A 13,888-nucleotide genomic window follows, 5' to 3' on the forward strand; every position below is an offset into this window, starting at 1 on the left:
CGGTGTGGTCCCCCGTGCGATCCGTCTGCCCCCCGACACGGCGGATCGATGGGCTTAAGACTGACGAGTGGCGATAAACGTTCGATGAACGCCGATGATTCTCTTCCGGATCAGGCGCTTCAGACGGTGTCGACCGGGGCGAGCAGGGCCCGGACCTTGTCCGCCTCCGCAGCCCCGAACTGCTCGTGGATGGCCAGTGCTTCGGTCCAGCATGCATGTGCCCGGTCGATCTGACCGAGGTGTTCGAGGGCGTGTCCCAGGGTGATCAGAACATTGCCCCGCATCCACTCGCCTCCGATGACGCGCAGAGCCAGCGCCTGCTCCGCGTGCTGGGCCGCCCGTGCGGGGCGCGCGTCGGCCAGGTGCGCCTCCGCCATCCGGAAATGGGTCGAGCCCTCCCAGAGCCGTTGGCGGTTGTTCTGGAACACGCGCAGCGCCTCGTCGAGCTCCTCCAGCGCCTCGGTCGGCCTTCCGGCCTGGGTGAGCGCGATGCCCAGCGCGAAGCGGCCGTTGGCCGTACGGAGACTGAGCCCCATCCCGTCGAAGATGGCCGTGCCCTGCTGGGCGAGCTCGACCGCGCTGGCCGTGCGGTTCATGTTCACGTGGATGCGGGAGAGGTTGCACAACGCGGATGCCTCGCCGACCAGGTTCCCGTCCGCCCGGTAGCGGTCTATCGCCTCCTGCAGGAACTCCTCGCCCTCCTCGTGCCTCCCCTGGTAGAACGCGATGATGCCGCGATCGTTGGGTGCCCAGCACGCGGGGATCGGGTCCTTGGTGATCCTGGCCAGATCCATCGCGTGCCGGGCCTCCTCGTCGGCCAGCGCGAAACGGCCGGAGACGAGGTAGACGGTGGACAGCGAGGCACGGGCCCGTGCCTCGGAACGAGGGTCGGCGGCAGCCCTCGCGGCATCGCGCAGGGCCGCACCGGTGATTTCGTACTGGCGGGAGTTCGCTCCCGATTCGGCGAGGTCCTTCGCCGCGCAGAGCAGGTCGACGGCGCGCTGCAGCATTCCGTTCGACGCGCTCTGATGGGCGCAGGCGAGCAGCGAATCGGCCTCGCTGTACAGCCAGTCCACCGCCTCGTGGCCACCGGTGAATTCGAGCCCCGGGTGCTCGGTGCCCGCCAGGTGGGCGACGGCACGGTCCCCCGGCCGCTCCAGCGCGTACACCCCCGCCGCCGTCGCCAGGTAGAAGTCCAGCAGGCGGGAGAGGGCCGACTCCCGTTCCTCCGGGGGTTCTTCGCCGCGTTCCGCGCAGGAGCGGGCGTAGAGGCGCACCAGGTCGTGGTAGCGGTAGCGGCCCGGGGCCGCCGACTCCACGAGGCTGGTGTCGACCAGGGCCTCCAGGAGGTCCTCCGCCACGTGCACGTCCAGGTTGAGCAGGGCGGCCGCCCCGGCGAGGGAGATGTCGGGGCCGTCGGCCAGGCCGAGGAGGCGGAAGGCGCGGGCCTGGGCGGGTTCGAGCTGGCCGTAGCCGAGTTCGAAGGTGGCCTTCACCGCGAGGTCGCCGGCCTGGAGCTCGTCCAGGCGGCGGCGCTCGTCCGCGAGCTTGGCGGCGAGGGCGGAGACCGTCCAGGTGCGGCGGGCGGCCAGGCGGGAGGCGGCGATGCGGATGGCCAGGGGGAGGAAGCCGCAGGCGGCGACCACGTCGAGGGCGGCCTCGCGCTCGGAGTTGATCCGCTCCTCGCCCACGATGCGGGTGAAGAGCTGGAGCGCCTCCTCGGGCGACATCACGTCCAGGTCGACGAGGTGGGCGCCGGCCAGGTCGACCATGCGGACGCGGCTGGTGACCAGGGCCGCGCAGCCCGCGGTGCCGGGGAGGAGGGGGCGGATCTGGGCCGCGTCGTGGGCGTTGTCGAGGAGGACCAGGATGCGGCGGCCGTCCAGGGTGGACCGGTACAGCGCGGCGCGTTCGTCCAACGAGTCGGGGATCGCCGAGTCCGCCGTGCCCAGGGCGCGCAGGAACGCGCCGAGAACCGTCTCCGGTTCGGCGGCCCGCGCCCCCGCGCCCTGGAGGTCCACGTACAGCTGGCCGTCCGGGAAGTGCTGGCGCGCCTGGTGGGCGACGTGCACGGCGAGGGTGGTCTTGCCGACGCCGCCGATGCCGGCCAGCGCCGAGACGGCCATGACGGACCCCTCGGCTGTCGCCAGCCGGGCGCCGAGTTCGCGTACGAAGGAGGCACGGCCGGTGAAGTCCGGGACGGTGGCCGGGAGCTGGGCGGGGCGCACCGGCGCCGGGGCCGGTGCCGGTTCGTCCGTCGGGCGGGCCAGCTCCTCGTCGGCCTGGAGGATGCGCTGCTGGAGCTGGGCCAGTTCGGGGCGCGGATCGACGCCGAGTTCGTCGGCGAGCAGCCGGCGGGTGTCGGCGTACACCGCGAGCGCCTCGGCCTGTCGGCCGCTGCGGTACAGGGCGATCATGAGCAGTTCGCGGAGCCGCTCGCGCAGCGGGTGCGCGGCGGTGAGCGCGGTCAGTTCGGAGACCGCCTCCGCGTGGCTGCCGACCTCCAGGTCCAGGTCCAGGCGGGTCTCGGTGAGCTGGAGCCGCCACTCCTCCAGCCGGGTCCGCTGGTTCTCGGCGTACGGGCCGGGCACGGACGCCAGCGCCTCGCCGTCCCACAGCCCGAGCGCCTTGCCGAGGAGGGCGCGGGCCTGGGCGCGGTCGCCGCCCGCGCGGGCCTTCTCCGCCTCGGCCGCCAGATCCCGGACCACGTTCACGTCGAGGGCGTCCCGGTCGGCCCGGATCGCGTACCCGCCGGCGTCGCTGACCAGCGTCTGCGGGTCCAGGACCTTGCGGAGCCGGGAGGCGTACGTCCGGATGGTCGCGAGTGCCTGCGAGGGCGGCTCGTCGCCCCAGATGGCGTCGATGAGTTCGGCGGCGGTGGCCGTGCGGCCGTCGCGCAGCAGCAGTGCGGTCAGCAGGGCGCGCTGCTGTGGTGAACCGGACGGCAAGGTCTCGCCGTTCCGCCATGACCGCACCGGACCGAGCACGGAGAAGCGCAGATCGGCACCGTGCGCCGACCACTGCTGCGGAGCACGCTGCTCCGGAACACGCGCGCGCGGCCCGGTGTCATGGTCCATTGCTGCCTCCTGCCCTGCTCGCCCCGCCGGTACCACCGGCCGTGCCGGTGCGCCCGTCCGGATTACCCGTCCCTGTACCGGTCCGGGTCGGGTGGATCCGGATTGCTCGGTACCGCTGGTATCGCGCTCAACAGTCTGCCTTGTCTTGGGCGGGCACGACAGCGGTGGGTGACGCTCTGCACAAGCCCTCGACAACGATTTCGGAAAGGGTGGCCGCACAGATAGCTGACGGTTCGTCAGATCGGCGCTACCGTGGAGAACATGGAGACCTTCCCGAAGATCATCTCGGTGGACGACCACACGGTGGAGCCCGCTCATGTCTGGCGGGACCGGCTCCCGTCCAAGTACCTCGACCGCGGCCCGCGGATCGTCCGCGCACCGCTCAAGGAAATGACCTTCATGGGTGGGAAGTTCGCGCCCGTGATGGGTGCCAAGGGCGACGACGGGCCGATCGGCGACTGGTGGGTGTACGAGGATCTGCACCGCCCGCTCACCCGGCTCGACACAGCGGTCGGCTACGACCGGGACGAGATCAAGCTGGAGATCATCACGTACGAGCAGATGCGCCCGGGGTCCTTCTCGGTGCCCGAGCGGCTCGCGGACATGGACGTCAACCACGTCCAGTCCGCGCTCTGTTTCCCCACCTTCCCGCGCTTCTGCGGCCAGACCTTCACCGAAGCGAAGGACCGCGAGCTGGGGCTGCTCGGAGTGCGCGCGTACAACGACTGGATGGTCGAGGAGTGGTGCGGCCCCGAGGCGCGGGGCCGGCTCATCCCGCTCACCCTGATCCCGCTCTGGGACGCGCAGCTGGCCGCCGAGGAGGTCCGGCGCAATGCGGCGCGCGGCGTGCGCGCGGTGGCGTTCTCCGAGATACCTCCGCACCTCGGACTGCCGTCGATTCACACGGACGAGTGGGATCCCTTCCTGCGAGCCTGTGACGAGACGGGGACGGTGATCGCGATGCACATCGGCTCGTCCTCGAGGATGCCGTCCACCTCGGCCGACGCCCCGCCCGCCGTCGGATCCACCATCACCTTCGCCAACTGCTGCTTCTCGATGGTCGACTGGCTGATGAGCGGCAAGTTCGAACGGTTCCCGAACCTCCGGATCATGTACGCGGAGGGCCAGATCGGGTGGATCCCGTACATCCTCGAACGCGCCGACGTGGTCTGGGAGGAGAACCGGGCCTGGGGCGGCGTCGCCGACAAGGTCCACCGCCCGCCGTCGGAGCTGTTCGCCGATCATGTCTACGGCTGCTTCTTCGACGACGCCTTCGGGCTGCAGAACCTGGACTCGATCGGCGTCGGGAACGTCCTGTACGAGACGGACTACCCGCACTCCGACTCCACCTGGCCCAAGTCGCGCGAGGTCGGCGAGGCGCAGATGGGGCATCTGGACGCCGATGTGGTGGACCGGATCGTGCGCCGCAACGCCATCGACCTGCTGGGGCTGACGGACGACGGGCTGTGGGCGGGGCCCGGCGGAGGATGCTGAGGGCGTGGAAAGGAACGTGACACTCGGCGCCTGGAGTGTCACGTTCTTTTCCGCCCGTGGGTGTCCGGAGCGGGTCGGGCCTTGGGGGTGGAGGAGAACGTGACACATGGTGCCTGGAGTGTCACGTTCTCCTCCGCCCACGCGTGTCCGGAGCAGGTCAGACCTTGACGACCGGCTCCTGGAGCTCCGTCACCCACTTGTCCCGGTCCTCGGGGCACTCCAGGCTGATCTCGCGGGCGTACCCCGCGGACCGGTAACCGTTGGCGTCGATCCAGCGGGCCAGGGCCTGGGACGTCGACAGCACGCCGTCCATCGAACCCCGGTGGATGATGGTCGCCGCCTCGAACGCAGGCAGCTCGACCACCGTGATCCCGGTGTCGTCCAGCGGACCCACCGGGGCGGACACCGTGACCCCCGCATGGACGACGACCGCGCCGCCGCCTCCCGGGGCATCCTCGTAGTACGCGATCCCCGGCCCGCTCGGAACGACGCCCGCCCCGTCCAGCAGCGGGAACAGCCGGTCGTACAGCGGGCCGATCACCGGAGTGATGTCCCCCGGTTCGTAACCCGCAGCGGTGCCGGCCAGCTCGGCGACCCTTACGGCGGCGATCTTCTTGACGACGACATCGTTCACGGACATGCGTCCCTCGCTCTCGATCGACCGGAGCCTCGCCTCGACCTGCGCCAGCCGTGCGGCCGCCGCCCTCATGGCCTCCTCCAGCTCCGCCCGGCGCAGCCGCAGCATCCCGCGCAGCTCCTCCGTCCCCACCTGCTCGTCGAGGATGGCCCGCACCTGCTGGAGCGTGAAGCCGAGATCCTTGAGGGCGATGATGCGGTTGAGGCGGGCGAGCTGGGCGGCGCCGTAGAAGCGGTAGCCGGTGGCGGGGTCGGTGCGGTCGGGGCGCAGCAGCCCGATGGCGTCGTAGTGGCGCAGCATCCGGGCCGACACCCGCCCGTACCTGGCGAAGTCTCCGATGGTGAACATGATGTCTCCCAGCGCACCGCTTCACACGGTGTCAAGGTCAAGCGCCGCCGTCCTGCGGCCGGGCGCCGGAAAGGCTGTCGTGCGGCCGGGCGCCGGAGAAGCCGTCGTGCGGCCGGGCGCCGGAGAAAAAAGAGGGGCACCGCAAGGGGATGTCGGAGGGAGGCGTCGGAAATGGGGGAGCGCGGCACGGGAGGGGGCATCGGACGGAAAAGGAGACCGGAAAAGGCAGGAGCCCCGCTCCCCGCCGAGGCGGAGGAGCGGGGCTCCTTGGGTACTACTAGCCGGCCGCGATCGGCCGACCCGGGCAACTAGGCCGGGGTGACGTTCTCAGCCTGCGGACCCTTGGGGCCCTGAGTGACGTCGAAGTTCACGACCTGGTTCTCCTCGAGGGAGCGGAACCCGGACGCGTTGATCGCGGAGTAGTGGACGAAGACATCCGGGCCGCCGCCGTCCTGGGCGATGAAGCCGAAGCCCTTTTCAGCGTTGAACCACTTGACGGTTCCGGTAGCCATAAGCCCTCCTTGGGCCAAAGGGTTGCCCTGCTCCAGAACCTGCATAGAAGTCTGAAAACTACAAAAGCCTGCGGGTTACATGCTCCGCAGGCTCTGTACTGCAAGGGAAACCAAACTGCAACTTGCGTCGAGCCTAGCACGCAGTGTGTATCGAACGGTAGAGGGCAAGATCACTTCACCCGGATGTTTGATTGCCGTGCCGATGAGATGACGAAGTGGGCGTACCGGAAGGTGTCGCGAAGGCGACTTCCAGGGGTATGGAGAGCGCCCTCGGGGAGTTCGGTAAAGCGGGTCCGGAGGGAGCCGGGACGGCATCCGTGTTTCCGTACGGTGGGGCGCGGACTCCCGGGGAGTGAGACCGGATGTGCCCCGCGCCCCCGGTGCCGTAAGGATCACGCCACGGGTCTAGCCTCGCGATGTGGACAATTCAACCGTCTCAACCGTCGCAGGCGACGACCGCCGCAGCCGGCCGCGCGTCGGCCACATCCAGTTCCTGAACTGCCTTCCCCTGTACTGGGGCCTGGCACGCACCGGGACCTTGCTCGACCTGGAGCTCTCGAAGGACACCCCGGAGAAGCTCAGCGAGCAGTTGATCGGGGGCGATCTGGACATCGGTCCCGTCACGCTCGTGGAGTTCCTGCGCAACGCCGACGACCTGGTCGCCTTCCCCGACATCGCGGTGGGCTGCGACGGGCCCGTCATGTCGTGCGTGATCGTGTCGCAGGTGCCTCTGGACCAGCTGGACCGGGCCCGGGTGGCGCTCGGCTCGACCTCGCGCACCTCCGTGCGCCTGGCACAGCTGCTGCTCGCCGAGCGGTACGGAGTCAGGCCGGACTACTACACCTGCCCGCCGGACCTCGGCCTGATGATGCAGGAGGCGGACGCCGCCGTGCTGATCGGCGACGCCGCGCTGCGCGCCAACCTGCACGACGCGCCGCGGCTCGGCCTTCAGGTCCACGACCTGGGCCGGATGTGGAAGGAGTGGACCGGGCTGCCGTTCGTCTTCGCGGTCTGGGCGGCCCGCAAGGACTACCTGGCGCGCCGGCCCGGCCATGTGACCAAGGTGCACGAGGCGTTCCTGGCCTCGCGGGACCTCTCCCTGGCGGAGGTCACCAAGGTCGCGGAGCAGGCGGCACGCTGGGAGGCCTTCGACTCGGAGGTGCTGGAGCGCTACTTCACGACCCTGGACTTCCGCTTCGGCCCGGACCAACTGGCGGGCGTGCAGGAGTTCGCGCGCCGGGTCGGCCCGACGACCGGCTTCCCGGCGGACGTGAAGGTCGAGCTGCTCGGCGGCTGACCGTGGGACGGGGCGGGGTCGGGGTGCCCGGGATATACGGAGTACGGGTGAATCCTGTACTTCTCCGGCCGGGCTTCTCCGGTCGGGCTTCTTCGGGCTCTTATCCCTCCCCGCCCTTCTCTCGGCTTCTCCCGGCTTCTCCCGTTCCTTCTCCCGGTTTCCGCCGGTCCGGCCTCGATTCGGGTTATTACGCGCCGAATAGCCGATTCCCGGATGATGCCAGCGGTGTGCCCCTGCCGGTCCCCGAAATCGCTCGGGTGAACGACGCATTCACGCCTTTTGTTGTGTCGAAAGCTGTTGTTCGTTCCGTTAGGGGCGAAATAGGCGGATGGTTTCCTCTGTGACCCGATGACCTTCGCCCCATAGGCTTCGGTCGCAGGTCGGGCCGGTCCACAGGGGGAGTCCATATGCAGCCGCTGGAAGCCGGCGAACCGCTGACCATCGGTGCCTACCGATTGCTCGGCAGGCTCGGTGCGGGCGGCATGGGCCGGGTCTATCTGGGGCGCAGCGCCGGCGGGCGCACCGTCGCGGTCAAGGTCGTGCACCCGCATTTCGCTCTCGATGAGCAGTTCCGTGCGCGCTTCCGCCGTGAAGTGGAAGCGGCACGACGGATCGGCGCGCAATGGACGGCCCCCGTTCTCGACGCCGACCCGGATGCGCCCGTTCCCTGGGTTGCCACCGGCTACGTGGCCGGCCCTCCGCTCTCCGCCGCGGTCGCCGAGCACGGGCCGCTGCCCGAGAACGCGGTGCGGACACTGGGCGCCGGACTGGGCGAGGCGCTGGCCGCGGTGCACGAGCAGGGCGTCATCCACCGCGATGTGAAGCCGTCCAACGTACTACTGGCCCTGGACGGCCCCCGGCTGATCGACTTCGGGATCGCGCACGCCATCGGCGCCACCGCCTCGCTCACCTCCACCGGGGTCTCGGTCGGCTCGCCCGGCTACATGGCGCCGGAGCAGATCAGGGGCGTCGACATCTCGGGTGCGGCCGATGTGTTCTCGCTCGGCGCCGTGCTCGCGTACGCGGCGACCGGTACCGCTCCCTTCCTCGGCGACTCCTCGGCCGTGCTCCTCTACAAGGTGGTGCACGAGGAGCCCGAGCTGGGGGAGTTGGAAGGAGACCTGCGGGAGCTCGTCGCCGGGTGCCTGGAGAAGGCGCCCGAGGACCGGCCCACCCCGATGGAACTGGCCCGGCGGCTGGCGCCGGGCGGGGCCGCCGCGCTGGTGACGGCCGGCTGGCTGCCCGGACCGCTGGTGCGGGAGGTCAGCCAGGCGGCGGTCGCGCTGCTGGACCTGGAGCCGCAGGACGCGCCGGTGCAGTCGGGGCCGGTGCCGTTCAGCGGTGCGGCGTGGGGTGCGGACGGCGCCAACGGGGCCGGGGGCGTGGGCGGCGGGTTCGGGACACCGGCCGAGCCCTTCCCCACGCACGACCCGACCCGGCTGTCCCACCCGGGCGTGCTGCCCTCGTGGCCCGCGGGCGCGGGCGAGCCGGCCGGGACACCGGGGAACTCCGGGCCGTCGTCGCGTACCGACGCGTCCGGGCTGCCCGGACAACGCGCGTTCGACCCCCATTTCTCCGTCACCGTCGGCGCGGACTCCGGCCCGGCCCGGCCGGGTGCGGGCCAGGGCCGGAGGCTGAGCTGCACCGTCGCCCTCGCGGTGGCGGGAGCGCTCGCAGCGGTGACCGTGGGCGGCGCGTTCCTCTTCGACCTGATGCCGGGCGGCGGCGGACGGAACAACGCCGATCACGGCAACGTCGGCAGCACCCCGCCCGACGCCGGGGCGTCCGGCCGGCCGTCGCAGCCCGCGGACTCGGGCACGGGGAGCCCGGAGCAGATCACCGAGCTCCCGAAGGAGTTCATCGGCACCTGGAAGGGCCCGGTCACCGAGAAGACCACCGGGCAGCCGCACGGCACGCTCACCGCCGTCTTCACCGCGGGGAAGAAGGGCACGGATGTGGTCCGGATGAACACCGAGGTCACCAGCCTCGGGGTCACCGTCAGCTGCAACAGCGTCGCCAGCCTCACCTCCGGCACCGCCGAGGAACTGACCCTCCACGAACGCGTCGACCCCGACCGGCCCAGCACCCCGGCCCTGTGCAGCTCCACCACCACCGATGTCCACTTCACCCGGGCCGCCGACGGCACCCTGCGCTTCCGGTCCGAGGAGCGGGGCGCGGGGCTGCCGTACGGCACGCTGAGCCGGTCCGGCGGCTGACCCCGCAAGGGGCTGGCGTACGCTGAGCCGGTCCGTAGATCCGTTGAAAAACCGCCGAAAGGTGACAGCCCGGTGACCGAGAAGGCCGACCTTCAGCCCATCCTCGACCGAGCCGCCGAGGGCGGTCGGATCTCTCCGGAGGAGGCGCTCGACCTCTACCGCTCGGCGCCGCTGCACGCACTGGGGGCGGCCGCCGACGCCGTACGCCGCCGCCGTTACGCCGGTACGGAGCACATCGCGACGTACATCATCGAGCGCAACATCAACTACACGAACGTCTGTGTCACGGCCTGCAAGTTCTGCGCCTTCTACGCCGCGCCGAAGGACACCGCCAAGGGCTGGTCCCGCGACCTCGACGACATCCTGCGCCGCTGCGCGGAGACCGTCGAGCTCGGCGGTACGCAGATCATGTTCCAGGGCGGGCACCACCCGGACTACGGCGTCGAGTACTACGAGGAGCACTTCTCCGCGATCAAGAAGGCGTTCCCGCAGCTGGTCATCCACTCGCTGGGCGCCTCCGAGGTCGAGCACATGGCCCGGATCTCCAAGGTCTCCGTCGACGAGGCCATCCAGCGCATCCACGCCGCCGGTCTCGACTCCTTCGCGGGAGCCGGCGCCGAGCTGCTGCCGGCCCGGCCGCGTAACGCGATCGCCCCGCTCAAGGAGTCCGGCGAGCGCTGGCTGGAGATCATGGAGATCGCCCACCGGCTCGGTGTCGAGTCCACCTCCACCATGCTGATGGGCACCGGTGAGACCAACGCCGAGCGCATCGAGCACCTGCGGATGATCCGCGACGTGCAGGACCGCACCGGCGGCTTCCGCGCCTTCATCCCGTACACGTACCAGCCCGAGAACAACAAGCTGAAGGGCCGCACGCAGGCGACGCTCTTCGAGTACCTGCGGATGATCGCCATCGCCCGGATCTTCCTCGACAACGTCCCCCACATCCAGGGCTCCTGGCTGACCACGGGCAAGGAGGTCGGCCAGCTGTCGCTGCACTACGGCGCCGACGACCTCGGCTCGATCATGCTGGAGGAGAACGTCGTCTCCTCGGCCGGTGCCAAGCACCGCTCCAACCGCCTGGAGATCATCGACCTGATCCGCAAGGCGGACCGGGTGCCGGCCCAGCGCGCCACCACGTACGAGCACCTCGTCGTGCACGACGACCCGGCGAACGACCCGGTCGACGAGCGTGTGGTCTCGCACATCTCGTCCACCGCGATCGAGGGCGGCACGGCACACCCGGAGCTGAAGCTCCTCAACGCCAACTGAGGCGGCCTTGCTGACAGTTCACGCCGCCGACGCGGTGCACGGCGCCCCGGACGGGGCGGACTGTGTGGCCGTGGACGGCGGCGTGGTCGTCGCCGTCGGCGGGTACGGGGAGCTGACCGCCGCCCGTCCGCAGGCCCGGGTCCGGCGGTGGTCCGGGCTGATCACCCCGGGGCTGCTGAACGCGGCGGCCCCGGCGCTGCTGGAGGCCGCCTACCACCCGGACCCGCGCGAGGCCGACGAACTCGGCACCGAACCGCTCACCGGCGACGCGCTCGCCGCACTCGGCATGGACGACGCCCGCTGGGGCGCCAGTGCCCGGCGCGGGCTGCAACGGATGCTGCGGCACGGCACGACCGCCGTCCGGGGCCCCTTCACCCGCCCCGCCGTGCGCACCGCGGTCGCCCGCTCGGGACTGCGCGTCCACGCACCCGGCCCGGCGCCGGAACAACACATGTCGCTCGACCCGCTGGCTTCGGTGCCGGAGCCGGGCGAGGCGTTCGCGACGGCCCTGAGCGTCGGCGGGCCCGCGGACCTGGCGGTGTTCGCCGTACCGGACCTCGCGGCGCTGCGGGCCGAGGGCGCCGGGAGCTGCGTGGCGACGGTGCTCGGCGGCCGGCTGGTCTTCCGCCGCAGCTGACACGCACGTACGGCGGGCCGGCTCACGGCACCGGCGGGCCGCCCGGACAACGACTCGCGACCGGCGCGGAGCGGCGCGGACCGGGCTGCTTGAATGGACGGGTGACCCGAGCCTCCCTGGAAAAGCAGCCGCACGAAGTCGCCACGATGTTCGACGACGTGGCGGCGAACTACGACCTCACCAACGACGTGCTGTCACTCGGCCAGGCCCGGCTGTGGCGCAAGGAGGTTGCGAAGGCGGTGCACGCCCGGCCCGCGGAGAAGATCCTCGACCTGGCCGCCGGCACCGCGACGTCGTCGCTGCCGTTCGCCGCGACGGGCGCGTACGTCGTGCCGTGCGACTTCTCCCTCGGCATGCTCCGGGAGGGCAAGAAGCGCAACTCCTGGCTGCCCTTCACCGCGGGCGACGCCACCCGGCTGCCGTTCCGCGACGAGACCTTCGACGCGGTGACGATCTCCTTCGGGCTGCGCAACGTCCAGGACACGGACGCGGCGCTGCGCGAGCTGTACCGGGTCACCAAGCCGGGCGGCCGGGTGGTGATCTGCGAGTTCTCGCATCCGACCTGGGCACCGTTCCGCACCGTCTACACCGAGTACCTGATGCGGGCGCTGCCGCCGGTCGCGCGTGCGGTGTCGTCCAACCCCGACGCGTACGTCTACCTCGCCGAGTCCATCCGTGCCTGGCCCGACCAGCCCGGACTCGCGGCCGCGCTCCAGCGGGCCGGCTGGTCGAAGGTCGCCTGGCGCGACCTGACCGGCGGTGTGGTGGCGCTGCACCGGGGCGTGCGTCCCTGAGACAGGCGTGCGTCCCTGAGACAACGGTTCGGCGACTTTTGCCGACGGGAACCGGCTGACGGGGAAGATGTGTCCGTTGAAGCGCACATGTCTTCCCCGACCTCCCCGGGCCATGTCCCGTCCCCGTCCCCGTTCCTGTCGCCGGAGTTCGCATGCCGTTGTACTGCCCCTTCTGTGGAACACAGGCCCCGGACGGAGCCCGCTTCTGTATGAAGTGCGGGCGAGAACGCCCGACCGTGGAGCCGGCGCCGGAGGCCGGGACGGCACGGCTCTCCCCGCCCCCCGTCCCACCCGTGGCCCCGCCGCCGATGCCGCATGCCGCGCCGCCGCTGCCCGGTCCGGCCGCACCGTCGCCCCTCGGCGCGTTCCTCGGGCGGACCTTCCGCGGCGACTGGGCGGGCTCGGTGAAGGCCGCCGCCTGGCCCAGCGGGCTGATCCTCGCCCTCGCGGTGGCGCTCGCCATTCCCTCGTACGGGCAGGGCGACGACATCGTCGTCGGCTGGAGCGACCGGCTGCGGATCGCGCTGGCGGCGCTGCTCCAGGCGTTCGGCGGCGGTTTCGAACTGCGGTCCACGGCGCCGGGCGGCAGTGACTTCGGCGGCAGCGGTTTCGACGACGGCGGGTACGACTTCGACGGCGGCATGTCACAGGGCAGCGCCTCGCTCTCCGTGGTCCCGCTGACCGTCACCGCGCTGTGGGTGGGCGCGCTGATCCTGGGCGCCCGCAGGGCCCGTGCGCAGGGCGGCGGGCTGGAGGCGGCGGTACGGATCAGCCTGGTGGCCTCCGCCGCCGTCCTGGTCCTCGGGCTGTTCGCGCAGCCCGACATCGCGGGTGTGTCGGTCTCGTCCGCGCCGCTGCTCGCCACGCTCGGGGCGCTGGTCATCGCGCTGCTCGTCACCGGCGGCGTACTCCAGCGCGATGCCTCGGCCCAGTGGCCGGCCGCGCGGCCGACGGCCTTCACCGCGGTCCGGGCGGCGGGGACGGCGGTACAGGCACTCGGCGCCGTGGTCCTGCTCTGCGGCCTGGCCGGGTACATCGCGTACGCCAATGCCGACGGCGTGGACGGCGAGGCGATGCTGATCGCGCTGCCGCTGCTGCCGAACATCGGACTGACGGTGCTCGGGCTGAGCTGGGGCGCCCCGGTCGAGTACGACGTGCGCGGGCAGGTGGACTTCCTCGGCTCGGGCATGGAGCACGGCGGCTTCGGGCTGTCCGAACTGGGCGAGGCGCTGAACGGCTGGGCGGTGACCGGAGCGCTGGCCCTCGGTGCCGTCTGCGCGCTGGTGATCGGGATCCACGCCGCGCGGCGTTCGGCGGACCGGCGTGAACAGATCACCGCGGGCGCGCTGTTTCTCGCGTCGTTCCTGGTGCTGAGCGGGGTCAGCGGCGTGTCCATGGAGATGGCGGGCGGCTTCGGGGGCATGGGCGGCCAGGGCACGGCAGAAGTCGCGACGAGCGTGTCGGACGCGCTGCTGTTCGGGCTGTTGTGGGTGGGCGGCGCGGTGTTCGTGGCGCCGCATCTGCTGCGCCTGCTGGGGCGGACCGCGCAGACGCCGATACCGGTACCGCCGCTGCCCGGCGCGGCTCCGGCGGCCCCGGCGCAC

10 protein-coding genes are annotated in these 13,888 nt (G+C 71.4%); 7 read left to right on the plus strand and 3 right to left on the minus strand.

What is annotated here, in order from left to right; all coding sequences use genetic code 11:
- Nucleotides 1-119: 119 nt before the first annotated feature.
- Nucleotides 120-3,077 carry a BTAD domain-containing putative transcriptional regulator gene (locus ACWCQ6_RS11300; RefSeq protein WP_451087790.1) on the minus strand — a complete coding sequence of 986 codons (2,958 nt, stop codon included), beginning with the start codon at nucleotides 3,075-3,077 and terminating at the stop codon, nucleotides 120-122.
- 261 nt (nucleotides 3,078-3,338) lie between these two features.
- Between ACWCQ6_RS11300 and ACWCQ6_RS11305 the strand changes: the two genes are divergently transcribed.
- A complete protein-coding gene (locus ACWCQ6_RS11305) occupies nucleotides 3,339-4,571 on the plus strand; it encodes an amidohydrolase family protein (RefSeq protein ID WP_451087792.1) in 1,233 nt (410 codons plus the stop codon).
- Between the two features lie 157 nt (nucleotides 4,572-4,728).
- Here ACWCQ6_RS11305 and ACWCQ6_RS11310 read toward each other — a convergent pair whose 3' ends face one another.
- Together ACWCQ6_RS11310 and ACWCQ6_RS11315 are read right to left on the minus strand one after the other, a co-directional pair.
- Nucleotides 4,729-5,556 carry a MerR family transcriptional regulator gene (locus ACWCQ6_RS11310; RefSeq protein ID WP_451087794.1) on the minus strand — a complete coding sequence of 276 codons (828 nt, stop codon included), beginning with the start codon at nucleotides 5,554-5,556 and terminating at the stop codon, nucleotides 4,729-4,731.
- Nucleotides 5,557-5,864: 308 nt separating this feature from the next.
- Complete coding sequence (locus ACWCQ6_RS11315; protein WP_003967102.1) at nucleotides 5,865-6,068, minus strand: cold-shock protein; 204 nt, start codon at nucleotides 6,066-6,068, stop codon at nucleotides 5,865-5,867.
- Between the two features lie 418 nt (nucleotides 6,069-6,486).
- Here ACWCQ6_RS11315 and ACWCQ6_RS11320 point away from each other — a divergent pair, with 418 nt between their 5' ends.
- From ACWCQ6_RS11320 to ACWCQ6_RS11345, 6 genes are all read left to right on the plus strand, one after another.
- On the plus strand, nucleotides 6,487-7,365 hold the full coding sequence (locus tag ACWCQ6_RS11320) for a menaquinone biosynthetic enzyme MqnA/MqnD family protein (protein ID WP_451087796.1): 879 nt from the start codon (nucleotides 6,487-6,489) through the stop codon (nucleotides 7,363-7,365).
- 407 nt (nucleotides 7,366-7,772) lie between these two features.
- Nucleotides 7,773-9,581: a serine/threonine-protein kinase gene (locus ACWCQ6_RS11325; RefSeq protein WP_451087798.1), complete on the plus strand. Its 1,809-nt coding sequence runs from the start codon at nucleotides 7,773-7,775 to the stop codon at nucleotides 9,579-9,581.
- A gap of 72 nt (nucleotides 9,582-9,653) precedes the next feature.
- Nucleotides 9,654-10,853: a cyclic dehypoxanthinyl futalosine synthase gene (mqnC, locus tag ACWCQ6_RS11330; RefSeq protein WP_451087800.1), complete on the plus strand. Its 1,200-nt coding sequence runs from the start codon at nucleotides 9,654-9,656 to the stop codon at nucleotides 10,851-10,853.
- A gap of 7 nt (nucleotides 10,854-10,860) precedes the next feature.
- On the plus strand, nucleotides 10,861-11,490 hold the full coding sequence (locus ACWCQ6_RS11335; RefSeq protein ID WP_451087802.1) for a hypothetical protein: 630 nt from the start codon (nucleotides 10,861-10,863) through the stop codon (nucleotides 11,488-11,490).
- A gap of 101 nt (nucleotides 11,491-11,591) precedes the next feature.
- Nucleotides 11,592-12,284, plus strand: coding sequence for a demethylmenaquinone methyltransferase (locus ACWCQ6_RS11340; RefSeq protein WP_451087804.1), 693 nt, complete (start codon nucleotides 11,592-11,594; stop codon nucleotides 12,282-12,284).
- 152 nt (nucleotides 12,285-12,436) lie between these two features.
- The coding region (locus tag ACWCQ6_RS11345; protein WP_451087806.1) for a zinc-ribbon domain-containing protein at nucleotides 12,437-13,888 on the plus strand (1,452 nt) is incomplete at its 3' end.

It is taken from the genome of Streptomyces sp. NPDC001880 (genome assembly GCF_053594575.1).